At 74.8% G+C, this 22,848-nt stretch carries 23 protein-coding genes; 7 read left to right on the top strand and 16 right to left on the bottom strand.

Features of this window, described 5'->3' with window-relative positions:
• Nucleotides 1–65: 65 nt before the first annotated feature.
• A complete protein-coding gene (locus H1D33_RS12065; RefSeq protein ID WP_181567978.1) occupies nt 66–1,157 on the bottom strand; it encodes a winged helix DNA-binding domain-containing protein in 1,092 nt (363 codons plus the stop codon).
• A gap of 65 nt (nt 1,158–1,222) precedes the next feature.
• Entirely contained in the window at nt 1,223–1,450 is a 228-nt protein-coding gene (locus H1D33_RS12060) for a hypothetical protein (protein ID WP_181567979.1), read from the bottom strand.
• Between the two features lie 625 nt (nt 1,451–2,075).
• On the opposite strand from H1D33_RS12060, the gene H1D33_RS12055 reads away from it, so the two are divergent.
• Nucleotides 2,076–2,750, top strand: a complete 675-nt coding sequence (locus H1D33_RS12055) for a hypothetical protein (RefSeq protein ID WP_181567980.1) — start codon at nt 2,076–2,078, stop codon at nt 2,748–2,750.
• Nucleotides 2,751–2,766: 16 nt separating this feature from the next.
• Here the strand turns inward: H1D33_RS12055 and H1D33_RS12050 are convergent, their stop codons facing one another.
• The 8 genes from H1D33_RS12050 to H1D33_RS12015 form a co-directional block, all read right to left on the bottom strand.
• Nucleotides 2,767–4,446 carry a long-chain-fatty-acid--CoA ligase gene (locus H1D33_RS12050; protein ID WP_181567981.1) on the bottom strand — a complete coding sequence of 560 codons (1,680 nt, stop codon included), beginning with the start codon at nt 4,444–4,446 and terminating at the stop codon, nt 2,767–2,769.
• Between the two features lie 90 nt (nt 4,447–4,536).
• The gene (locus H1D33_RS12045) at nt 4,537–4,716 is read right to left on the bottom strand and encodes a hypothetical protein (protein ID WP_181567982.1); all 180 of its coding nucleotides are present in this window, start codon (nt 4,714–4,716) and stop codon (nt 4,537–4,539) included.
• A 72-nt stretch (nt 4,717–4,788) separates the two neighbouring features.
• A complete protein-coding gene (locus H1D33_RS12040) occupies nt 4,789–5,499 on the bottom strand; it encodes a polyamine aminopropyltransferase (protein ID WP_181567983.1) in 711 nt (236 codons plus the stop codon).
• Between the two features lie 81 nt (nt 5,500–5,580).
• The gene (locus H1D33_RS12035; protein ID WP_181567984.1) at nt 5,581–6,189 is read right to left on the bottom strand and encodes a class I SAM-dependent methyltransferase; all 609 of its coding nucleotides are present in this window, start codon (nt 6,187–6,189) and stop codon (nt 5,581–5,583) included.
• A complete protein-coding gene (locus H1D33_RS12030; protein WP_181567985.1) occupies nt 6,128–7,024 on the bottom strand; it encodes a sulfite exporter TauE/SafE family protein in 897 nt (298 codons plus the stop codon). The genes H1D33_RS12035 and H1D33_RS12030 overlap by 62 nt, the downstream gene beginning before the upstream one ends.
• A complete protein-coding gene (locus H1D33_RS12025; RefSeq protein WP_181567986.1) occupies nt 7,021–7,608 on the bottom strand; it encodes a rhodanese-like domain-containing protein in 588 nt (195 codons plus the stop codon). Before H1D33_RS12025 ends, H1D33_RS12030 begins: the two co-directional genes overlap by 4 nt.
• A gap of 74 nt (nt 7,609–7,682) precedes the next feature.
• Nucleotides 7,683–9,083, bottom strand: a complete 1,401-nt coding sequence (locus tag H1D33_RS12020; RefSeq protein ID WP_181567987.1) for an MBL fold metallo-hydrolase — start codon at nt 9,081–9,083, stop codon at nt 7,683–7,685.
• Between the two features lie 126 nt (nt 9,084–9,209).
• The gene (locus H1D33_RS12015; RefSeq protein WP_181567988.1) at nt 9,210–9,479 is read right to left on the bottom strand and encodes a metal-sensitive transcriptional regulator; all 270 of its coding nucleotides are present in this window, start codon (nt 9,477–9,479) and stop codon (nt 9,210–9,212) included.
• A gap of 145 nt (nt 9,480–9,624) precedes the next feature.
• On the opposite strand from H1D33_RS12015, the gene eccB reads away from it, so the two are divergent.
• Nucleotides 9,625–11,007 (top strand): type VII secretion protein EccB, encoded by a 1,383-nt coding sequence (eccB, locus tag H1D33_RS12010; RefSeq protein ID WP_181567989.1) that lies wholly within the window; start codon nt 9,625–9,627, stop codon nt 11,005–11,007.
• Between the two features lie 13 nt (nt 11,008–11,020).
• Here the strand turns inward: eccB and H1D33_RS12005 are convergent, their stop codons facing one another.
• The 4 genes from H1D33_RS12005 to H1D33_RS11990 all read right to left on the bottom strand — a co-directional run bounded on the left by H1D33_RS12005 (nt 11,021) and on the right by H1D33_RS11990 (nt 14,900).
• Nucleotides 11,021–11,623 carry a class I SAM-dependent methyltransferase gene (locus tag H1D33_RS12005; RefSeq protein ID WP_181567990.1) on the bottom strand — a complete coding sequence of 201 codons (603 nt, stop codon included), beginning with the start codon at nt 11,621–11,623 and terminating at the stop codon, nt 11,021–11,023.
• A gap of 63 nt (nt 11,624–11,686) precedes the next feature.
• A complete protein-coding gene (locus H1D33_RS12000; protein WP_181567991.1) occupies nt 11,687–12,553 on the bottom strand; it encodes a carbohydrate ABC transporter permease in 867 nt (288 codons plus the stop codon).
• Nucleotides 12,553–13,512 carry a carbohydrate ABC transporter permease gene (locus H1D33_RS11995; protein ID WP_181567992.1) on the bottom strand — a complete coding sequence of 320 codons (960 nt, stop codon included), beginning with the start codon at nt 13,510–13,512 and terminating at the stop codon, nt 12,553–12,555. The genes H1D33_RS12000 and H1D33_RS11995 overlap by 1 nt, the downstream gene beginning before the upstream one ends.
• A complete protein-coding gene (locus tag H1D33_RS11990) occupies nt 13,509–14,900 on the bottom strand; it encodes an ABC transporter substrate-binding protein (protein ID WP_181567993.1) in 1,392 nt (463 codons plus the stop codon). The genes H1D33_RS11995 and H1D33_RS11990 overlap by 4 nt, the downstream gene beginning before the upstream one ends.
• Before the next feature lie 122 nt (nt 14,901–15,022).
• On the opposite strand from H1D33_RS11990, the gene H1D33_RS11985 reads away from it, so the two are divergent.
• Genes H1D33_RS11985 through H1D33_RS11975 form a run of 3 tightly spaced genes read left to right on the top strand, consistent with a single transcriptional unit; the run spans nt 15,023 to nt 18,222 of the window.
• Nucleotides 15,023–16,060 carry a zinc-binding dehydrogenase gene (locus H1D33_RS11985; RefSeq protein WP_181567994.1) on the top strand — a complete coding sequence of 346 codons (1,038 nt, stop codon included), beginning with the start codon at nt 15,023–15,025 and terminating at the stop codon, nt 16,058–16,060.
• A complete protein-coding gene (locus tag H1D33_RS11980; protein ID WP_181567995.1) occupies nt 16,061–16,882 on the top strand; it encodes a sugar phosphate isomerase/epimerase family protein in 822 nt (273 codons plus the stop codon).
• Nucleotides 16,864–18,222, top strand: coding sequence for an MGH1-like glycoside hydrolase domain-containing protein (locus H1D33_RS11975; protein ID WP_307755398.1), 1,359 nt, complete (start codon nt 16,864–16,866; stop codon nt 18,220–18,222). The genes H1D33_RS11980 and H1D33_RS11975 overlap by 19 nt, the downstream gene beginning before the upstream one ends.
• Before the next feature lie 25 nt (nt 18,223–18,247).
• On the opposite strand, the gene H1D33_RS11970 is transcribed toward H1D33_RS11975, so the two are convergent.
• Entirely contained in the window at nt 18,248–18,952 is a 705-nt protein-coding gene (locus H1D33_RS11970) for a CBS domain-containing protein (RefSeq protein ID WP_181567996.1), read from the bottom strand.
• 307 nt (nt 18,953–19,259) lie between these two features.
• The gene (locus tag H1D33_RS11965; protein ID WP_246411424.1) at nt 19,260–21,440 is read right to left on the bottom strand and encodes a molybdopterin-containing oxidoreductase family protein; all 2,181 of its coding nucleotides are present in this window, start codon (nt 21,438–21,440) and stop codon (nt 19,260–19,262) included.
• 97 nt (nt 21,441–21,537) lie between these two features.
• Between H1D33_RS11965 and H1D33_RS11960 the strand changes: the two genes are divergently transcribed.
• Nucleotides 21,538–22,269, top strand: a complete 732-nt coding sequence (locus H1D33_RS11960) for a maleylpyruvate isomerase mycothiol-dependent enzyme family protein (protein ID WP_307755397.1) — start codon at nt 21,538–21,540, stop codon at nt 22,267–22,269.
• Between the two features lie 92 nt (nt 22,270–22,361).
• Nucleotides 22,362–22,757 carry a DUF2267 domain-containing protein gene (locus H1D33_RS11955; RefSeq protein ID WP_307755396.1) on the top strand — a complete coding sequence of 132 codons (396 nt, stop codon included), beginning with the start codon at nt 22,362–22,364 and terminating at the stop codon, nt 22,755–22,757.
• The last annotated feature ends 91 nt before the right edge of the window (nt 22,758–22,848 follow it).

Genomic DNA, 22,848 nt, shown 5'->3' with positions numbered 1-22,848 from the left:
CTCGACGTCGGCGATCCGCAGCGCTACCCGCACCGGCGGTTCGTCGCCCATCGCTGCGGCTCCCCTCAGTCAGCGAACTCGACCCCGGCGAGGGTGGCCGAGCGGTGCGCGGCGAGGCGTTCGGCCTGCTCGCCCACGTCGCGACGCTGGGCGGCGGTCAGCTTTCCCCACGGCTGCACGGCGACGGTCAGCTTCGCGCCGGACTTGCGGGGCCGCCAGGCGCCGACCAGGTCACCGTCGGCCAGCACCGCGCCCGGTCGACCCAGCACCGGCCACAGCTCCTTGGCCCGGGCCGGGTCGGGCGCCAGGGTCGCCCGGTCCTTCGCCTGGAGGAAGAGGTCGAACGGGCCGAGCAGGCGGGTCGGGGTGCTCCCGGCCGACGACAGCGCCGCCTCGTCGGCGGCCAGCAGCCAGCGGGTCTCGCCGTCCACGGTCACCTCCACCGCGTCCTGCGGCCAGCGCGCCTTGACGTCCTTGACCGGGGCGTCGAGGTAGTCGGCCACGTGCTTCGGCGTGGCCGGGCCGAGCAGCCGCAGGTAGGCGCGGACGAGGTCGAGCCGGTCTCCGGGGGTCGCCGCCGGGCGGAAGGCCGGGATGCGGCGCAGCACCGGCGGCGAGGTGCCGGGCGTCAGCTCCAAGCCGGCCCGCACGGCGGCCAGCCGGAACGGCATCTCGTAGAGGTGGATGACGCCGCAGGGCCGGCAGAAGCGCAGGTAGGGCTCGGGCAGCAGGTCGGCGAGGCGGCCGGAGACGTCGCCCTTGACCGTCGGCTCGGTGACGATCGTGCGCATCCCCGCAGCCACCTCGTCGAGGGCGGCGACGATGCCGATGCCGGCCGCCTTCAGCGGCTTGGCCGCGTCGTAGATGCGCTTGGCCGCGTCGGCGTCGGAGAACGGCGCGACGGCGGCCGCCACCCGGCCGACGTCGGCGCGACGGTAGAGGTGGGGAGCGCCGCGCACGGTCCAGAGCAGGACCAGGTCGTCGCCGGCGGACGCCGACGCGTCGACGCCCCGCAGGGCCAGTGCCCAACGGGCGCCGTCGGGGCCGGTGTCCTGCGCGCCGAGGTCGAGCAGGGCGGTGTCGGCGAGTGTGCCCTCGGCGCGGTCGAGCTGCTGGGCCCGGACGCGGAAGCTCATCACCTGCCGTCGGTCGATCACCGCCCCAGCCTAGGCGCAGGCACCGACACCGGCCGCGAGACGTGGCCGGTGTCGGGCCGGCGTGCCTACCGCCCCGCGACCGGCACGGAGGTCGAGGCCTCCGCCCGGCGCGGACCGCCGGAACGCTTGAGCGCGAACACCCCGCCGCCGATGAGCACCGCGCTGAGCACGATCCCGACGAGGTTGGCGTCGACGAGGCTGCTGAACGCCATGAGTAGCCCGATGATCACCGACACCCCGCCGACAAGTCGCAGAAGATACCGCCCGACCGCCTTGCCCCGTGAATCCATCATGGACGCCCGTCTACCCGTGCCACCGAGCCCGCAAACCGGGTGACCTGTGTACCGACGGACCGGGTGTCGCCGGCCCTGCCCGCGTCGCCACCGTCCGCCCACCGCCTCGGACATGGGCGACGACGCGGTACGACCGGCCGCGCTGACCCGGACTACGACGGCGGCGCGGCCGTCGGATTCCACCGCGAACGCACCCGCCGTGCGACAAGGTCAAGGAGGGACGTCTCGCCCGGACCGTTCGCCCTGTCCGTCCCCCGCCCACCCCACACGTGATCAAGGACTTCGCGTCACCGCCGAGATCCACCCGGCACAAAACTCCTTGATCACTCCTGGAGGTTCCGCCGGCAACCTCGTGATCATCCGGTCCGGGGCGGGTGCCGCCTACCCTTCCGTCGATCTTGGAGTTGTGGCACCTCGCTTTTCCCGCGAAGGGGGCATTCCTTGGCACCACAAGTCCAAGATCGGCGAGGCGAGGCGGGGCGAGGCGGGGCGGGGCGGGGCGAGGCGGGGCGGATCAGGGCGTCGCGGCCGTGGGATCGATCGCTTCGTGCACCGCCGAACGCGTCGCGGTCGACGAGGGCCTTCCCGCGCTGGGCGCCGATGACGGAGCGGATAGGGTCGCGCCGTGACCGCGTACGACATCGCCGCGAAACTGCCGGACATCGGCGTGCTCCGACGGCGGTGCCGAGCCCTGGCCGTGCTGGACCGCGTCCTAGACGGCAGGTATCCGTACTACGCCTTCGATCCGGCGTGGGGCCCGGACGAGGCGGCGTTGATGAGTAACGGCAGCGGCGACGAGTGGGCCGTGGTGTTCACCGCCGACGGCGCGTTCATCCGGGTCTTCGACCACGAGTCGTCCATGTCGCCGTACGCCGACGAGGACCGCGAGCTGTGGCCGGGCCTGCTCGACGGCATGCCGGACGTGCTGCGCCCGATGGTGGCCGAGCCGGCGTTCGGCGACGAGGAGGGGCATTTCGTCGCGACCGCCGTGCTGTGGCGACTGACCGGCGACGACCGTTGGCACGCCGGTGCGGACATCGACTTCCCGCCGCTCGCCGGCCCGTACGACGATGTCGGGCCGGACGGGTCCGGCATGCTGACGATCCTGCTCGACGACATCGTGGACCGGTACGTCGCGTTCGCCGGCGACTACTACGAGGTCGCGGTGGACCGGGCCGCCGTCGCGCACGTGGTCGCCCACCGGCCGCTGACCGACGCGGTGACGCGGGCGCTGAACCCCCGCCTCGCCCTCGCCGACGTCCGGGAGGACGTCGTGGCGACCGGCTATCCGGTCGACTGACGCGCCGACCGGCGGGTCAGCCGTCGGCGAGGAGCCGGTCGCGGACCTCGCGACGGAGGATCTTGCCGATCTGGGAGCGGGGCAGGTCCTCGACCACCACCACCCGGCGGGGCACCTTGTAGCCGGCCAGGTGGGTGCGGCACGCGGTGCGGATCGCCTCCGGCGTGCCGGCCACCGCGACGTCGAGCACCACGGCCGCGATCACCTCCTCGCCGTCGGCGGTGGGCACGCCCACGGCGGCGGCCTCGACCACGCCGGGGATGCGGCGCAACGCCTCCTCCACCTCGGACGGGTAGACGTTGAAGCCGCCGGTGATGATCAGTTCCTTGATCCGGTCGACCACGGTCACGAAGCCGTCGGCGTCCATGGTGACGATGTCGCCGGTGCGCAGCCACCCGCCGGGCAGCAGCACCCGGGCTGTCTCGTCGGGCCGGTTCCAGTAGCCGGAGAACACCTGCGGGCCGCGTACCAGCAGCTCGCCGGCCTCACCGGCGGGCCGGTCGCGGGTCGGCTCCTCGGGGTCGACGATGCGGACCTCGGTGGAGGGGAACGGCACCCCGACCGTGCCGGGCCGGCGGGTCGGCGCGACCGGGTTGCCCAGCGTGATCGGGGACGTCTCGGTCATCCCGTAGCCCTCGACCAGCAGCCCGCCGGTCACCTGTTCCCACAGGTCCACCGTGGTCGGCGGCAGCGCCATCGCGCCGGAGATGGCGTACCGGATCGAGGTGAGGTCGGCGCCGCGCTCGCGGGCGGCGGTGGCCAGCCGCGCGTAGACCGGCGGCACCGCCGGCAGGAACGTCGGCGGGCGCCGGCGGGCCGCGTCGAGCACCTGGTCGGCGTCGAAGCGCGGGAACAGCACCAGCGTCGCGCCGATGCCCACGGCGAAGGTGAGGCAGAGCGTCAGCCCGTAGGCGTGGAACAGCGGCAGCACCGCGTACACGGTCTCGGCGCCGTCGCGCAGGCCGGGCACCCAGGCCCGGCCCTGCGCGGCGTTGGCCCGCAGGTTGCGGTGGGTCAGCACGGCACCCTTGGGCACGCCCGTGGTGCCGCCGGTGTACTGCAACAGCGCGACGTCGTGCACGTCCGGGCCGGGGTGCGCGGCCGGCAGCGGGTCGGCGGCGGCGACCAGGTCGGACCAGCGCAGCGCGCCGGGCGCCGGGCCGGTCATGGCCGCGCGGGCGGCGCGGACCTTGGGCAGCGGCAGCCGCAGCGCCCACCGCTTGAGCCGGGGCAGCGCCGCGGTCAGGTCGACCGCGACCACGGTACGCACCGCGCCGCGCCCCGCCACCAGTGGCGCGATCCGGTCCCACACGACCGCCACCTCGGCGCCGTGGTCGGCGAGCTGCCGCTCCAGCTCGTCGGCGGTGTAGAGCGGGTTGTGCTCGACCACCACCGCGCCGAGGCGCAGCACCGCGTAGAAGGCGACCACGTGCTGCGGGCAGTTCGGCAGCACCAGTGCCACCCGGTCGCCCGGCGCGACGCCGAGCCGGCGCAGCGCCTCGGCGGCGCGGGTCACCTGGTCGGCCAGCTCGGTGAAGGTGGTGGTGGCGCCGTAGAAGTCGAGCGCCACCCGAGGCCCGAACCGGGCCGCCGCGTCGGTGAGCAGGTCGACCAGCGAGCCGTCGGGCTCGGCGATCTCGGCCGGCACCCCCGGTGCGTAGCTGCGGGTCCAGGGCCGCCGGTCGGTCGCGTCCATCGCCGTCTCTCCTCGCTGCGCGGATGACGGCCTCAGCCTAACGTGACCGGCGGGTAACTTACGCCGGCGTAGGTTGCCGGGTTGGTCACATCAGCGGTGGGTCGCCGAGTGCCGGTGCGCCACCCGCCGGGTCTTCACGATCGCGAAGACGACGACCGCGGCCAGCGCGACCACGCCGATGATGATCAGCCAGCGGACCGCCTCCAGCAGCAGCCCGAGCAGGATGAGCACGCCGGCGACCACGCCGACCACCCAGAGCAACGCGCGCATGTGGTGCCTCCCGTCTCCTGCGGTGGCCGCGCGCTTTCCCGCTCCGCCGGCGACCATGCCGGCCGGCGGGCGCTAGCGGCGGGCCACGTAGACGGTGTTGGCGGCCTCCCGGCCCTGCAACGGGTTGGCGAACCGGACGACGTGCGCCACCGAGGTCGGGAACACCTCGGTCAGCGTGCGCTGGAACTCCGAGTCCGGCGGGTCGTTCGACCAGAGCGCGAACACCCCGTCCGGGTGCAGCAGTGCGGCGAGCCGGCGCAGCCCGTCAACCGTGTAGAACGGCGCGTGGCTCGGGTGCAGCACGTGGCGGGGGGAGTGGTCCACGTCGAGCAGCACCGCGTGGAACCGCCGCCCGGGCTCGTCGGGGTCGAGACCGCCGCCGGCGACCGCGGCGAAGAAGTCCGCCCGGACGAACCGGGTACGCGGGTCCGCGGCCAGGCCGGCGGCGAACGGCAGCAGGTCCCGCCGGTGCCAGTCGATCACGTCCTCGATCGCCTCGACCACCACCAGCGACCGCACCCGGGCGTCCTCCAGCGCGGTGCGCGCGGTGTAGCCGAGCCCGAGGCCGCCCACCACCACGTCCAGCGTCTCGCCGGTGAGCGGGGCCAGCCCGAGCCGGGCCAGCTCGATCTCCGCGACCGGGAAGGCGCTGGACATGAGGAACTCGTCGTCGAGCTTCACCTCGTAGACGTCGGCGTCCAGCGCCGGGTCGCGGCGGCGGCGCAGGCTGATCTCCCCGATCGGGGTCTCCCGCCAGGCCAACTCCTCGAAACGCACGCCCACCCGGTGTCCTCTCCGCCGATCCGTCACCGGATGTTACCGGCCGGCCCGGCGCGCGGCCCGGTGAACGGTCCGCAGCCGGCGTCAGTCGGCGGGGCGGGTGGCCACCACCACGGTGTCCAGCGCGTCGACCGTGCCGCCGTCGCTGGTCGGCACCGGGCGGCGGGCCGTCTCGGCGCGGCGGATGCGCAGCCCGGCCAGCCCGTCGACCACCGCCTCCGGGGTGAGCAGCACGGTCGGGTCCTGCGGGCCGCCGGTGCCGCCGGAGAGGTTCGCCAGGTCGTGGCCGACCACCACGAGCGTGCCGCCGGGGCGCAGCGCGGACCGGGTCGCGGCGAGCACCCCGGCGAAGTCGGCGGCGGGCAGGTGCAGGTAGCTGATCAGGACCAAGTCGTAGCTGCCCGGCACCGGCCGGTACGCGGTCACGTCGGCGACCCGCCAGTCGACCGTGACGCCCCGGGCGGCGGCCAACTCCCGCCCTCGCTCGATGGCCACGGTCGAGAAGTCCACCGCGTTGACCCGCCAGCCCTGACCGGCCAGCCAGACCGCGTTGCGTCCCTCGCCGGCGGCGATGTCCAACGCCGACCCGGGACTCAGCCCGGCGACCGACTCGACCACGAACCGGTTGGGCTCAGCGCTCCACACCAGTCCGGATGCGTTGGCGTACCGGTCGTCCCAGGCGCTGCTGTCCACTGTGTCCCCTCCTTCGGCGGCCCCACACCGCCACCGTGACCGTACCGGCTACGGCAAGAATGGCCAGCGCGAGTCCCGCGACCGGCGGCAACTGCCGGGCCAGGACGAACACCCCCATCGCCACGACGAACCAGCCGAACGCCCGGCGCAGCACGTCCTCCGGGACGCGGCCGGCGAGCCGGCCGCCGAGCAGGCTGCCGACGACCGCGGCGGCGGTGACGGCGCCCGCGAGCCCCCAGTCGACGTGCACGTCGGACAGGTAGCCGGCCAGGCCGGCGAACGACTTCATCGCGATGACGACGAGCGAGGTGCCGACCGCGACCGGCATCGGCAGCCCGCCGAGCAGGGCCAGGGCGGGCACCACCAGGAAGCCGCCGCCCGCGCCGACCAGGCCGGTGACCAGGCCGACGACCACGCCGTCCAGGACCACCCGGAACGTCGGCAGCTCGCGTGGCGCCGGACGCCCCTCGACCGGGCGTCGGCCGCGGATCATCGCGACCGCGGTGGCGAGCATCATCAGGGCGAACCCGGTGAGCAGGACGCCCGCCGGCACGAACGCGGCCAGCCGGCCCCCGGCGTACGCGCCGGTCATGCCGGCCAGGCCGAAGACCAGCCCGGTGCGCCAGCGCACCCGGTGGGCGCGGGCGTGCGGCAGCACGCCGACGGCGCTGGTGGCGCCCACGACGAGCAGCGAGGTGGCGATGGCCTCCTTGGCCGGCAGGCCGGCGACGTAGACCAGCAGCGGCACGGCGAGGATGGACCCGCCGCCGCCGAGCAGGCCCAGGCTCACGCCGATGAGCACCGCGCCGGCCACGGTCAGCGCCAGGGTGGTCACGCCGGCCGCCCGGCGTCGCGCAGCCGGCCGACCACGGTGTCCAGGTCGCACCGCGCGCCCCGGTTGTAGGGCAACCGGCTCAGCAGCATGCCCATGGCGCAGGTGTTCGAGACCGCCGCGAACGTGAGGCCGGCGCCGATGAACCCGGCGACCCACCTGAGGCCCGGCACCCACGCGGAGCCGACGACGGCGGCCAGCACGATCGAGCCGGCGACCAGGCGGACCTGGCGCTCCAGGTCCCAGCGCGACCGGCCCTGGTTGACCGGGGCGTTCACGGCCTGCCAGGCCAGCATGCCGCCGTCGAGGACCTTGAGGTTGGGTAGGCCGACGGTGGCGAGCGCCTGCTCCGCCTGGGTGGCGCGGGCGCCGGAGCGGCAGATCAGCACCACCTCCTCGTCGAGGTGGTTGCGCAGTTCCGCGCGGTGCTCCCGGAGCAGGTCCAACGGCACGTTGTACGCGCCGGGGACGTGCGCGGCCTCGAACTCGCCGGGGGTGCGTACGTCCAGCATGCGCGGGGCGCGGCCGGCGGCGATCAGCTCCCGCAGGGTGGCCGCGTCGACGGTCGACGGGGTCGTGGTGGTCATGCGTTCTCCTTCGAAGGGCAGGGGGCGTCGCCGGCCGGCGCGGTGGCGCGCCGGCCGGACGGGGAACGGGGAGATCAGGCGGTCGACGCCATCCGGACGCCGGCGGCCTCGGCCCGGCCGAACATGTCGTCGATCAGCACGACGTCGCGGCCGGCGTTGGCCAGCAGGGACGCGGCGGCGGTGGCGCGGTAGCCGGAGCCGCAGTGCACCCAGACCGTTCCGGCGGGCACGTCGGCGAGCCGGGTGGGCAGGTCGGGCAGCGGGACGTGCACCGCACCGTCGACGTGCCCGGCCTTCCACTCGTTGGTCATCCGCACGTCCAGGACGACCTGCGGGGCGCGCAGCCCGGCCGGGGTGTCGCCGGCCTGCGCGGCGGCCAGCGCGTCGAAGTCGGCCACGGTCAGCTCGCGCACCTCCGACCGCGCGGCGGCCCACTGCTCGGGCGCGCCGGTGGCCTGGGCGGCCGGTCGGTCGATGCCGATCCGGACCAGTTCCCGCTGGGCGTCGGCGACCTGGTCCGGCGTCTCGGCCAGCAGCGTGATCGGCGCACCCCAGTCGATCAGCCAGCCCAGCCAGGTCGACATCGGCCCGTCCAGGCCGAGGCCGACGGTGCCGGCGAGGTGCGAGGCCGCGTACGCCTTGCGGTGCCGCAGGTCGACCACCCACTCGCCGGCGGCGATCCGGCGGCGCAGTTCGTCGGCGTCGGCGCGGGCCACCGGGGTGAGGTCGACCGGTGCCGGACCGGCGGCGTTGGCCACGCCCATGTGGGCGTAGTAGGCCGGGTAGGCGTCCAGGCCGGCCAGTGTCTCGGTGACGAACCGGTCGGCGGCCAGCCGCAGCACCGGGTTGGCCGCCCGTTCCCGGCCGATGGTCGACTCGGGGGCGTCGGCCTGGCTGGCCGAGCAGAAGCTGCCGAAGCCGTGCGTCGGCCACACCTGCGCCCCGTCGGGCAGCAGGTCGGCCAGCTTGCGGGCGGAGGCGTGCTGGTGGTGGGCCAGGTCGTGGGCGTGCCGCTGGCCCAGCAGGTCGGTGCGGCCGGTGGTGCCGAACAGCAGCGAGCCGCCGGTGAACACGCCGACCGGGGACCAGCCGCCGTCGCCGGCCTCGTCCAGCACGTACGACAGGTGGTGGAACGTGTGGCCCGGCGTGCCGACGACCCGCAGCCGCAGGTCGTCCGAGACCGGCACCGCGTCGCCGTCGGCCACCGGCATCCGGTCGAAGCCGACCCGGTCGGCGGCGGCCACCAGGTAGTGCGCGCCGGTGATCCGGGCCAGTTCGAGACCGCCGGAGACGTAGTCGTTGTGGAGGTGGGTCTCCACCACGTGGGTGACGCGCACCCCCTTCGCCCCGGCCAGGTGCAGGACGCGGTCGATGTCGCGCTGCGGGTCGACCACGATCGCCACCCGGCCGTCGGAGGCCAGGTAGCTGCGGTCGCCGAGCGAGGACGTGGCGATGACGGACACCTCGACGGTCACGTAACGTTCTCCCCTCCTCGTCGCATACCCCCGGGGGTATGCGGATGGCAGACTCCGGCCCGGGTTCCCGGGCACGGGGCTACCCGCCCGGGCCGCGATCACGCGGCCCGGGTCGGGTGGTGGGTGCTAGGCCAGGGCGAGGAAGAGCTTCTCCAGCTCCTCCTCGGTCATCTCCGGCTCCTCGCCGTCGCGTCGGGCGGTGCCGCAGTGCCGCATGCCGGAAGCGATGATCTTGAAGCCGGCCCGGTCGATCGCCTTGGAGACCGCGGCGAGCTGGGTCAGCGCGGCGCGACAGTCCTCGCCGTTCTCCATCATCTCGATCACGGCGTTGAGCTGCCCCCGGGCCCGCTTGAGCCGGGTCAGCGCGTCGCCGGTCATCTCAGGTCGTAGCTTCACGTCCCACCTCCTGAACCAAACATACCCCGGGGGGTACCCAATCGACCACCCACCCCGCTGAGGGCCGGGCGGCGGGTACGGAGGGTCGCCGGACGGTCGACGGAGCGCTTATCCTGTGCGCCGGTGATCCGGCGGAGGGGACTCGATGGCGTCGCGGCAGGACCAGCTGCACTCGTACCAGTTCACCGTCCAACGGGCGGTCGCCGCGCTGGTGATGCGCGAGACCGACCCGCCGCAGTCGCCGTTCCGCCGGCTGGCCGGCGCCGGCCTGGCCAGCGTGCTGGTGGCGGCGATCGCGCTCGGCGGGGTCGCGCTGTACGGCCTGTTCACCGGCGGCGGCAGCTCCTGGCGCGACACCCGCGCGGTGATCGTGGAGAAGGAGTCCGGCGCCCGGTTCGTCTACCGCGACGAGAAGCTGCACTCGGTGCTCAACTACGCCTCCGCCCTGCTGATCATCGGGGCCGACCGGCCGAAGACGGTGCTCGTCACCCGGCGCGCCATCGAAGGGGTGCCGCGCGGCCTGCCGCTCGGCATCGCCGACGCCCCGGACTCGCTGCCCGCCGCCGACCGGCTGGTCCGCGACGGCTGGACGCTCTGCTCCGCGGTGACCGCGGAGGCGGGGCGGGCCGAGGCCCGGTCCGCGCTGCTGATCGGGCGCGGCGCGCCCGGCGGGCGGGTCCTCGGCGACCAGGGCCTGCTGGTCCGCCACCCGGACGGCGGGCTGCACCTGCTCTGGCACGACCGGCGCTACCTGCTGCGCGACACCGACCGGGTGCTCGCCGCGCTGGCCGCCACCCGGGAACGGGCCGTGCCGGTCGCGGCGGCGCTGCTCAACACCGTGGCGGCCGGCGCCGACCTGGTTCCGCCGCCGGTCGGCGACCTCGGCGCCCCCGCCGCGCGGGTGGGCGGGGCCGCCGTGGGCGACGTCTACCTGGTGCGCAACTCCGGCGGCGGCCGGCAGTACGCGGTCGCCACGCGCGGCGGGCTGGCCGGCATCACCGAGCTGCAGGCCGCGCTGCTGCTGGCGCGCACCGGCCAGGGCGAGCCCGAGCCGATCACGCTCGGCCGGTTCGCCGCGCTGCCGAAACTGCCCGACCTGGTGCCGTCCGGACCGACCGCGCCGCCCGCCGAGCCACCCCGGCTGGCCACGCCGGAGGGCGGCGCGCTCTGCGCCCGGGCCGGCGACGACGCGGGCGTACGGGAGATCCGGCTCGGCGTGACCGCGCCGGACCTGGGCGCCGCCACGCGTACCGCCGGGGGTCGGGGTGGGCTGGCCGACCAGGTCGTGGTGGAGCCGGGGCGCGGCGCGCTGGTGGAGGCAGCCGCCGCCCCGGGCGCCACCGGCGGCACGGTCTGCGTCGTCACCGACCTGGGCCGACGGTACGCGCTGGCCGGTGCGGACGTGCCGGGCATGCTCGGCTACGCCGGGGTGCGGCCGGTGCGGCTACCGGCGAGCCTGGTCGACCTGCTGCCGGCGGGCGGCCCGCTCGACCCGGAGGCCGCCCGCGCGGTGGCCGCCCCGGCCTGAGGAGCGCCTCGACTCAGGCCGGCCGGCGCAGCACGGTGACCGCGAAGTCCGCCTCCTCGTGCCAGGGCCGCAGGTCCCAGGTGGCGAAGCGGTGCTCCGGGCGCAGCCCGGCGGCCACCGCGTCGGCGTCCAGATCGGCGAGCGGGTAACCCCGGTCGGTGCCGAAGCCGACCACCACCACGCCGTCCGGGCGCACGTGCGCGGCGATGTGGGCCAGCACGCCGCGTTCGGTGCCGGGGGCGACGAAGGTCATCACGTTGCCGGCCACCACGGCCGCGTCGAACGGCGCCGGCTCACCGTGGGCGGGCAGGTCCAGCTCGGCGAGGTCGGCGACCAGGAAGCGGGGGCCGGGGTGGTCGGCGCGGGCCGCCTCGACGAGCGACGGGTCGGCGTCCACGCCGACGACGGCGTGCCCGCGCGCGGCCAGCGCGGCGGCCACCCGGCCGGTGCCGCAGCCGGCGTCGAGGATCCGCGCGCCGGGCGGCACCAGCGCGTCCACCAGCCGGGCCTCGCCGGCCAGGTCGGCGCCCTCGGCGGCGAGGCGGCGGAACCGGTCGACGTACCACTGCGAGTGGCCGGGTTCGGTGTCGGTCGCCCAGCGGGTCGGCTTGCCCATGACCCCATGTTAGGCGGGGGCCCCGCCTCTACCGAATGCGTTAAGCGGGGCCCCCTCCTTGCTTCAGCCCTTCTCCGCGCCGCTGGTGAGGCCCTCGGTGAGCAGGCGTTCGCCGGCGAAGAAGAGCACCACGATCGGCAGGGTGAGGATGACCGAGCCGGCCATCAGCACGGTCTTGGGCACCTCGACGCCGTCGGCGAGCAGCGACAGCCCGAGCGAGACGGTCCACCGGTTCGGCCGGTCGACCAGGAACAGCAGCGCGAACAGGAACTCGTTCCAGGCGATCATGAAGTCGTAGAGCGCGACCGCCATCACCGACGGCGCGGCCAGCGGCAGGCTGACCCGCCGGATGATGCCGAGCCGGCCGGCCCCGTCGATCGCCGCCGACTCCTCCAGGCTCACCGGGATGGTCTCGAAGTAGTTCTTGAGCATGTAGACCGAGACCGGCAGCGTCTGCGAGATGTAGACCAGCACCAGCCCGAACAGCGACCCGCGCAGCCCGGCCCGGCTGAACACCACGAACAGCGGGATCGCGATGACGATCGACGGGAACAGGTAGACCGCCAGGAACAGCGCGCTGACCTGCCGGCGGCCGAAGAATCGCAACCGGGAGACCGCGTACGCGCCGGGAATGGCCACGATCAGGGTGAGCACGGTGGCGGCCAGCGCCACCAGCCCGCTGTTGCGGATGAACGTGAGGAACCCCTGGCCGCCGTTCTCCACCGACCGCAGCACCTCGGCGTACGTGGCGACGGTCAACTCGCCGAACGGCACCCAGAGCGAGCCGGGGTCGAGCAGCAGCCGTTCGATCGGGCGCACCGAGAGCACCAGCATGTACCAGAACGGCAGCAGCGTGACCACCAGGAAGCCGGCGATCACCAGCCGGCGCAGCCAGCGCAGGCTGATCGTCTCGATCCGGTCCCGATCCATCACGCCTCCCGTTTCGCGCCGAAGAAGCGCAGGTAGATGGCCACGAACACGAGCAGCACCACGGCCAGCACGACGGCCTGGGCGGCGGCCGCGCCGATGTCGGTGCGGGCGGTGAGGAACTGGTAGACCCGGACGCTGACCACCTCGGTGCCGGCCGAGCCGCCGGTGAGCAGGTAGACGTCGTCGAACTTGTTGAACGTCATGATGAAGCGGAGCACGCCGATCAGCGCGATCACCGGCATGAGCTGCGGCAGCAGGATGTGCCGGAAGCGCTGCGTCGGCGTCGCCCCGTCCACCCGGGCGGCCTCCTCCAGCTCCGCCGGCACCGCCTGGAGCCGGGCCAGCAGGAACAGGAACGCGAACGGGAAGTAGCGCCACGCTTCGAACGCGATCACCGTCCACAACGCGGTGGACTCCTGGGACAGGAACGCCACCGGGGCGTCCCAGCCGAGGAAGCGTTGCCCCCAGTCGTTGACGATGCCGAGCTGCGGGTCCAGCATCACCTGCCAGACGAACGTCATGGCGACCACCGGCGCCACGTACGGCAGCAGCATCGACGCCCGCACCAGCGTACGGCCCCGGAACGGCCCGCGGACGGCCAGCGCGGCGGCCAGCCCGACCACGATCGAGCCGACCGTGCCGCCGACGCTGTAGAGCACGGTGGTCCAGAGCGTGTCGGCGAACCCGGGGGTGTGCAGCACCCGGTCGACGTTGTCCAGCGTCAGCTCGCCGAACAGGCCGGTCTTGCGCAGCGTCGCCAGGCGTACCCGTTGGAAGGCCAGCACCACCGTCCACACGATCGGGATGCCGATCACCGCGAGCACGACGAGCAGGGTGGGCGCGACCAGGGCGAGCCCGGCGCGGGACTCGCGGCGGCGCAGGGTCAGCGGGCGGCGGCCGGGCCGGCGGGGCCGCTCCTCGGTGGGGGAGCGGCCGGCCTCCGGCGCGGTGGTGGTCAATTGACACCCTTGGCGATGGCCTCGACGTCCTTCTTGGCCCGCTCGGCCGCGGCCTGGGCGTCGGTCTTGCCGCCGACCACGTCGGCGAGCGCCTTCGGCACCGGCAGCTCGCCGAGGATCGCCCCGACCAGCTTGCCCTGGCCCTGGGTCAGCCCCCAGCGCTGGAACTCCTCGGGGCTCTCCCGCAGGGTGGCCAGCACGTCGTCGCCGTAGACGTCGGAGAGCGGCTTCTTCGTGTCCACCCCGGCCTGGCTGGTGTTCCAGGCGGTGCGGAACTTCTGCTTGTCGTCCTGGGTGCCGGTGCGCACCGGGAAGCGCCCCTCCGGGGACATGCCGAACCAACGCGGGTAGCCGTCGGAGAGCATGTACTCCACGAAGGACTTCGCCGGGTCGGCCGCGCCGTCGAGCACCGCCCAGGAGCTGACCTCGCCGTACTGCGCCGGCTCGGTGCCGTTCGGGCCCTTGATCGCGGTGACGAACCCGCTGTTCTTCGCCAGCCAGGCCGGGTCGGACTGGCACTGCGGGCAGGTGGGCCGGGCGTCGTTGCGCAGGCCGGCCAACTCGTCGAGGACGAACGGTGACCAGATCAGCATGGCCGCCTTGCCGGCGAAGTAGGTGGCCCGGGTGGTGTCGACGTCCTGCGCGCCCTTCACCGAGTTGTTCCGCATCAGGTCGCCGTAGAACCGGAACGCCTCCACGCACTGCGGCGAGTCCAGGGTGACCTTGCCGGAGTCGTCGGTGAGCTGGCAGCCGTTGGCCAGCGCCAGGTGCTCGAACGTCTGCTGGGTGAACACGTCGCCGGGGGCGGTCGCCGCGGTGATGCCGGCGACGCCGCCGGTGTTCAGCTTCGCCGCCGCGGCGGCGATCTTCTCGTACGTGTCAGGGGCCGGCAAACCGGCGGCGTCGAACAGGTCCTTGCGGTAGACCAGGAGCTGGCCCCAGCCGTCGCTGGGCACCGCGAGCTGGGTGCCGCCGTCGCTGGTCAGCTCCAGCGCGCGGGGGGAGAACGTGTCCCGCCCGAGCTTCTCCACCACCGCCTTGTTGGCGTCCGGCTCCAGCAGCTCGTTGCCGGCGAGCGTGCGGACGCCGGCCAGCGACACCGAGCCGACCACGTCGGGCAGGTCGCCGGCGGCGGCGCTGGAGGCGATCAGGGACGGGAACTGGTCCTCGTTGACGGTGACCAGGTTGACCTTGACGCCGGTCTTCGCGGTGTAGTCGGCGATGATCGCCTTGGTGGCGGCGACCCGGTCCGCCACGTCCTCCAGGCTCCACACGGTGATCTGCGTACTGTCGGATTTCTGCCCGTCGTCGCTGCAGGCGGTCGCGCCGGCCCCGGCCAGTGCCAGGATCAGGCTCGACGCGAGCAGCCGTGTTGAGGGTGATGACATCGATGGCACCTTTCTCCAAGGAGCACGGCGCGGCATCAATACCCACGGATTCATCAATCTAATCACATATGCCCATTTTTTGGGGTTAGCATGGAGGCCGGCACTTCCTTCGGAGCGACGCCATGAGCAACTGGGTTGTCTCTCTGGCCGGGCCCCGGCACGTACGCCTGGAGCCCTGCCCTCCGGACCGGCTCGGCCCGGGTCAGGTCCGCGTCCGCACCTGCTACTCCGGCATCTCCGCCGGCACCGAACTGACCCTCTACCGCGGCAGCAACCCCCGGCTCCGCAAGGACTGGGACGCGGGCGCCCGGATGTTCGTGCCCCGCCAGGCCGGACCCGCCTACCCGGTGGTCGGCTTCGGCTACGAGGAGGTCGGCGAGATCGTCGAGGTCGCCCCCGACGTCACCGACCGGCGCGCCGGGCAACTCGTCTGGGGCATCTGGGGCCACCGCGCCGAGGCGGTGCTCCCCGCCGCCGCGGCGCACCCGCTCACCCCCGGCCTCGACCCGCTCGCCGCCGTCTTCGCCCGGCCCGGCGCCATCGCGATGACCGCGGTGCTCGCCGGCGACCTGCACCTCGGCGACTGGGTCGGCGTCTTCGGCCAGGGCGTCATCGGGTTGCTCGGCACCCGGCTCGCGGTGCTGTCCGGGGCCCGGGTGGTGGCCGTCGACGGGGTGCCCGGACGGCTGGCGCACGCCGCCCGCCTCGGCGCCCGCCGGGTGGTCGACGCCACCGGCGACTCGGCCGCCACCGCGCTGCGGGCGGCCACCGACGGCCGGGGCGCCGACGTGTGCCTGGAACTGTCCGGCGCGTACCCGGCGCTGCACGAGGCGATCCGGGCCACCGCGCACGCCGGCCGCGTCGTCGCCGCCGGCTTCTACCAGGGGTACGCCCACGGGCTGGAACTCGGCGAGGAGTTCCACCACAACCGGATCCACCTGGTGGCCGCCCAGGTCTCCGGGCCCGACCCGGCCCCCGGCACGGCCGGCCGGTGGACCGGGACGCGGATCGCCGACACGTTCATGGACCTGGTGGCGGAGGGCAGCGTCGACCCGCTGCCGCTGGTGAGCCACGTCGTCGACGCGGGCGCGGTGGCCGACGCCCTGGCGTTGCTCGACCGCGGTGACGGTGACGTCCTCCAAGTGGTGCTGAGGTTCTGAATGGACATCCCACTGGCCTGCCAGGAGCAGTTGCTCCCCGGCGCCGACCTGATCGACAAGTACGCCCTCGCCGTCTCCCTCGGCTACCAGGGCATCGAACTGCGCGGACGGGGGGACCTGGGGCTGGCCCGGCGGCTGCCGGAGCTGCGCCGGGCCCACGCCGCCGGGGTGGTGACACCGACCGTCTGCGTCGAGATGGACCACTTCATCGGTGACTTCGACCCGGACCGCTCCCGCGACGCGGTCCGCAACCTGCGCTCCCAACTCTCGGTGATCGCCGAGCTGGGTGGCGTCGGCGCGATGACGCCGGCCGCCTGGGGCATGTTCTCCCGCCGGCTGCCGCCGTTCGAACCGCCCCGCACGCCCGCCGGCGACCGGCGGGTGCTCGTCGACGCCCTCGGCGAGCTGGGCGAGCACGCCCGCACCGAGGGGGTCACGCTCTTCCTGGAACCGCTCAACCGGTACGAGGACCACATGGTCAACCGCCTCGACCAGGCGGTCGAGCTGTGCCGGGCGGTCGGATCGCCGGCGGTGCGGGTGGTCGCCGACACCTACCACATGAACATCGAGGAGGACGACCCGCACGCCGCGCTACGCGCCGCCGCGCCGTACCTCGGGCACGTGCAGGTCAGCGACTCCAACCGGCACCAACCCGGCGCCGGGCACCTGGACTGGCCCGCGCTGCTGGGCACGCTCACCGACCTCGGCTATCCCGGCTGGCTGGCGCTGGAGTGCCGGCTGCGCGGCGAACCGGTCGCCGCGCTGCGCCAGGCCGCCACCGTGCTGGGCCACCCGGACCGGCCGTGGCGGGCCGCCGCGTGACCGGCAGCCTGGCGGCCGGCGTACGGGCCGGCGCCGAACGGGACGCCCGGCTGCGCCGCCTCGCGCTGGCCACCCTGGACGCCAACTGGGAACACGACCACACCGTGCCCTCACGCACGCTCTACCCGCACCAGTGGAGCTGGGACTCGGCGTTCATCGCCGTCGGGCTGGCCCACGTACGCCCGGACCGGGCCTGGCGGGAACTGCGCACGCTGTTCGCCGCGCAGTGGGTCGACGGGCGGGTGCCGCACATCGTGTTCAACCCGGCGCTGCGCGTCGGCTCGTACTTCCCCGGCCCCGAGTTCTGGGACTCCGGCCGCGCCGAGGGCGCCCCGGCGGCGCCCACCTCCGGCATCGTGCAGCCGCCCGTGCACGCCCCGGCCGCGTGGCTGGTGCACCGGCGGGCGCCCTCCGAGGCGTCGGTGGCCGCGCTGCGCCGGCTGTATCCCCGGCTGGTCGCCCAGCAGCGCTACCTGACCGGGCGGCGCGACGTCGGCGGGGGCGGGCTGGCCGCCATCGTGCACCCGTGGGAGTCCGGCCTGGACAACAGCCCCGCCTGGGACACCCCGCTGGCGGCGGTGCCGGCCGACGAGTCGGTGATGCGCGCGTACCGCCGGCACGACACCGCGCACGCCGACGCCGCGCACCGGCCCACCGACCTCGACTACGCGCGCTACGTCGCCCTGGTGGACAGCTACCGCACGGGCCGCTACCGCGACGAGGCGCTGCTCGGCCGGCACCCGTTCCTGGTGGAGTGCCCGCTGGTCAACGCCGCGCTCGGCGTCTCCGAGTACGCGCTGGCCCGCATCGCCACCGTCGTCGGCGCGGACCCGTGCCCGCACCGCGACCGGGCGGCCCGGATCACCGAGGCGCTGGTGACCCGGCTCTGGGACCCGGTCGCCGGCACGTTCCGCCCGCGCGACGTCCGCACCGACCGGCTGGTCGGCCCTCGGACCGTGCTCGGGTTGCTGCCGCTGGCCCTGCCCGACCTGCCCGAGCCGCAGGTGCGGGCCGTGCTGGCCGAGGCGTGCTCACCCCGGTTCGGCCTGGCCGCCCGGATGGACCGGCCGCTGCCCACGCTCGACCGCACCGCGCCGGGCTTCGAGCCGCTGCGCTACTGGCGCGGGCCGAGCTGGGTGAACACCGGTTGGCTGCTGTGGCAAGGGCTGCGGACCCACCGCCGGGCCGACCTGGCGGCCGGGTTGCGCGAGTCGCTGCTCGACCTGGTCGACGGCGCCGGCTGCCACGAGTACTTCCACCCGGACACCGGCGCCGGTCTCGGCTCGCCGGCGTTCAGTTGGACCGCCGCGCTGGTGCTCGACGCGCTCGCCGAGGGCTGAGCGGGCCGGCGCGAGGCGGCGCGGCTCAGGCGATGCCGGCCGGCATGCCGCCGCCCAGCCGCAACGCCGAGTTCGGCGCGTCGTCGACCGCGTAGCCGAGCGCGTCGACCACCTCGACCACGCCGCTGACCTGCCGGGTCAGCCGCAACGCCAGGTGGACCGTGGACCAGCGCTCCAGTTGACCGGTGAGCGTCACCACGCCGCCGTGCACGGTCACGTCCACCACGCCGTCCCGCACGCCGAGCGTGCGCCGCAGCACCTCGTCGACCACGTCCCGGCGGATGTCCGCGTCCGGGCGCAGGTGCACCTTCAGCAGGTCGCCGCGGGTCACGATGCCGACCAGCCGGCCCAGGTCGTCGACCACCGGCAGCCGCTTCACGGCGCGCGAGTCCATCAGCCGGGCCGCCTCGACGAGCGTGGCGTCCGGCGTCACGGTCACCGGAGGAGCGGTCATCAGGTCGGCCGCCAGCGTCGCGCCGGCCTTCGCCCGCGCCTCCCGGCGGTGCCGGTCGGGCCGGAGGTGCCGCTCGCGCGGCTGCCCGGACAGCTCCACCTTGTACATCAGGTCCGCCTCGGAGACCACCCCGAGGACCCGACGGGCGCCGTCCACCACCGGCGCCGCCGTCACCCGCCGGCCGGTCAGCACGTCCACGATCTCCCGGTACGCCGTGCCCTCCCGCACCGACGCCACGTCGGTGGTCATCACGTCCCGCACCTGCCACGTCCGCATGGCGTCCTCCTCGTCCCGGCGTCCCCTCCGGGTCGGCGCGTCTGACGCCGCGCCGCGACCCGGAGCTACCGTCTCCGACGCTAGGCGGCGGTGGCCGCGTCGAGCAGGGGCCCACGCACCGGTCGCCCGGGCCGTTGGTCCCGGTTCCCGGCTCAGTGCCGGTCTGGCCTGCCGTTCGGCGGTGGCCAGGATCGCCCTCTCCCGGTCGTCGCCGGTGGAGCGGCCGGCCCGCCGTCAGCGCCGGTCTCGGCCGGGGCCGGCTCAGCCCTGGGTCTCAGCCCGGGTCCGGCTCAGCGGCGGGTCCGGCTCAGCGGCGTGGCGCAGCGGTGCCGGCGGCCGTGACCGGCGCGGCGGGGTGCCCGGTGGCCGGTCCGGTGGGGTGTTCGGTGGCGGGCGTGGCCGGATGGTCGGCGGGGGGCTCGGTGGCCAGCAGTTCGGCCGGCACCGGCTCCACCTCGACACGGCAGTCGTGGAACGTCGGCGCCCCGCCCAGGTCCGCGTCGCGGACCGCGGTCACCGCGTTGACCGTGGACCGGCCGGGGCTCGACCGGGCCCAGTAGGCCTTGTAGGTGAACGCCAGCCCCGGCCGGGTCGCCTCGTCCACCGCGACCGCGGCGAGGAACGCGCCCCGGTCGTTGCGCACCCGCACCGCGTCGCCGTCGGCCAGCCCGCGCGCCGCCGCGTCGACCGGGTGCAGGTGCACGCGGGGCGGGCCGGCGCGGCGGGCGTGCCAGGGCAGCGAGGCGAACGTCGAGTTCATCAGGTACCGGCCCGCCGGGGCGAGCAGCAGCAGCGGGAACCGGTGGGCCAGGTCCGCGTCCGCCGCCTCGACCGGCGGCGTGTAGCCGGGCAGCGGATCCACCCCGAGCCGGGCCAGCGCCGGGTCGTGCAGCCGGGCCCGCCCGTCCGGGGTGGGGAAGCCGCCGTCGGCGAACGGCGCCGAGCCGACCGGCACGCCGGTGAGCCGGGCGTACGTGCGCTCGCGCAACTCCTCGAAGGTGATCGGCGTGCCGGCCAGCAACTGCCGGGCCAGGTCCTCGTCGCTGTCCCGGAACGCCGGATGGTCGACGCCGAGCGCGGCGGCGATCCGGCGGAAGATCTCGGTGTTCGGCAGCGCCTCGCCGGGCGCGCGGGTGACCGGCAGGTTCAGCGTCGTGTAGTGGTGCCCGTAGGACGTCTGCAGGTCCAGGTGCTCGGGCTGCATGGTGGCCGGCAGCACCACGTCGGCGTGGTCGCAGGTGTCGGTCCAGCGCTGCTCCAGCACCACGGTGAACAGGTCGGCGCGGCGCAGGCCGGCGAGCAGCCGGGTCTGGTCCGGCGCGGTGGCGGCAGGGTTGGCGTTGAACACCACGAGCGAGGTCACCGGCGGGTCGGCCTCCCCGGTGAGGACGGCGGCGAGCCGGCTCATGTTCAGCGACCGGGCCGGCGGCGCCGGCATACCCGCCGGCCGGATCACCGGGCCGTTGTCGACCGGGTGGTGCCCGCTGGTGGTCACCAACGCGCCGCCGCCGGGATACCGGAAGTCGCCGGTGAGCAGCGGCAGCGCGCAGATCGCCCGGATCGCCTGCCCGGCGCCGGAGTGCCGTTGCAGGCCGAGCCCGACGCGGATCGCGGTGGGTCGGGTGGTGGCGATCCGGTCGCCGAGCCGGCGTAGCACCTCGACCGGCAGGCCGCACTCGGCGGCGGCCCGCTCCACCGGCCACTCGTCGAGCCGGGCGGCCAGCTCGGCCCAGCCCACGGTGTGCGCGGCCAACCACGGCTCGTCGGCGGCCCCGGCGTCGCGCACGTGCCGCATCAGCCCGAGGGCGAGCGCCGCGTCGGTGCCGGGCAGCGGCGCGACGTGCTCGTCGCTGCGGGCCGCGGTGTCGGTGCGCAGCGGGTCGATCGTCACCACGTACGCGCCGTGCTCGCGGGCCTGCTGCACGAACGGCCACTGGTGCAGGTTGGTGACGAGCGGGTTCGAGCCCCAGAGCACGATCAGTCGGGCCTCGACGATCGACTCCGGCTCGAAGCCCACCGACCGCCCGTACATCGAGCGCGTCGCCGCGTTCGCCGCCGCCGTGCAGATGGTGGTGTCCAACCGGGACGCGCCCAGGTGGGCGAAGAGTCGTGGCCCCATGGTCCAGCCCTGGACGAGCCCCATGGTGCCGGCGAAGTAGTAGGGCAGCACCGACTCCGGGCCGTCCCGGTCGATGCTCGCCCGCAGCCCGGCGGCCACCCGGTCGACGGCCTCCGCCCAGCTCGCCGGCCGGTACGCCACCCGCCCGGCGCCCTTCGGACCGGTGCGGATCCAGGGCGTGGTGAGCCGGTCCGGGCCGTTGACCGCGTCGAGGTAGCGGTTGACCTTGCCGCAGAGCGCGCCCCGGGTGAACGGGTGGTCGCGGTCGCCGCGCAACGCCACGGCCCGGCCGTCGTCGACGGTGAGCTGCCAGACGCAGGTGTCGGGGCAGTCCAGGGGGCAGGCGCCGGGATGGGTGACGGGGGCCATGTCGCGGATGCTACCCACCCGGTCCGACTCGTCGGGGGCGACGGGACGCGGGCGGCTCGGGCAGGATGGGGCGCGAGCCGACCCGGGGGAGGACACGATGACGGTCACCGCCGACGACCTCGACCGGGCGGCCGCGTGCGTGGCCGCGGCGCTGGGGCCGGTGACCGGGGCGGACTGGTCCCGCCGCGCCGGCGGGCTGGACTGGGACTGTCGGCGGACGGCCGAGCATCTGGCCGACACGCTGCTGTCCTACGCCGCGCAGGTGGTGTCGCGCCCGGCCGACCGCTTCGTCCGTCTTGCCGCCGTGGTCGAGCCGGACGCCTCGCCGGTCGAGATGGTCGAGTGCGTGACCTGCGCGGCCGGGCTGCTCGCCCTGGCGGTGCGCGGCACCCCGGCCGGGGTCCGGGCGTTCCACCCGTCCGGCCAGGCCGATCCGGCCGGGTTCGCCGCGATGGGCGTGGCCGAGGTGCTGCTGCACGGCGAGGACATCGCCGCCGGCCTCGGCACGGCGATGGACCCGCCCCGCCCGGTCTGCGAACGGGTGGTGGCGCGACTCTTCCCCGAGGTGGCGCCCAGTCTGGCCGACGTGGACCCGTGGACCGCGCTGCGCTGGTGCGTAGGCCGCGCCGACCTGCCCCACCGCCCCCACCGCCACACCTGGCAGTGGCGAGCCGCCCCCTCAGCGGCTGACCCCTCCCTCCCTCCCTCCCTCCCTCTCCGCGGCGATCTTGCAGTTTGTGCCCTCGAGACGTCACATTGGTCGCTTTTGCCGGGGCAGGAAGTGCAAGATCGGCGCGGAGAGGGGTGTGGGTGGGGAGGGTGGGGGTGAGGGTGGGGGTGTTTGGTGGGGGTGGGGGTGGGTAGTCGCGGGGCCGGCGGGCGGCACGGGGTCGCGGGGTCGGTGGCGAGGGGAGGGGCGGCATGCGGTTTCCCCTGTTCGTCGACGCGGTGGCGCGTCGGGCCGAGTTGCCCACGGACGACGCCGCGACGATCTCCCGGGCGGTGTTGCAGACCCTCGCCGAGCGGATCACCGCCGACGAGTCGGCCGACCTCGCCGCCCAGTTGCCGGACGACGTGGGCGGCTACCTGTCGGCGCCGGACCGGGCCGGGGTGACCGGCGCCGCGGTGGACTTCCTCTACCGGGTCGCCGAGCGGGCCGCGGTGGATCCGGCGGTCGCCGAGGTGGGCGCGCGGGCGGTGCTCGCCACGTTGCGCGAGACGGTCACGGTCGGCGAGTTCCAGGATCTCGTGGCGCAGCTTCCCCGCGGCTTCGACGCGATGGTGGACCCGGTTCCGCGTCCGCCGTACGATGTCTGAGCAGGCTCCCCGCGATCCGGGTCGAGCTGCCGAGCGAAGGCCGTCACGCGAAGATTTGACGGCCCGAAAGTATTTTCACCGTAAAATAACT

Source organism: Micromonospora ferruginea (genome assembly GCF_013694245.2).
Classification (GTDB): domain Bacteria; phylum Actinomycetota; class Actinomycetes; order Mycobacteriales; family Micromonosporaceae; genus Micromonospora; species Micromonospora robiginosa.
Note: the sequence above shows the minus strand (reverse complement) of the source record. Positions and strands in the feature narration are given on the sequence as shown.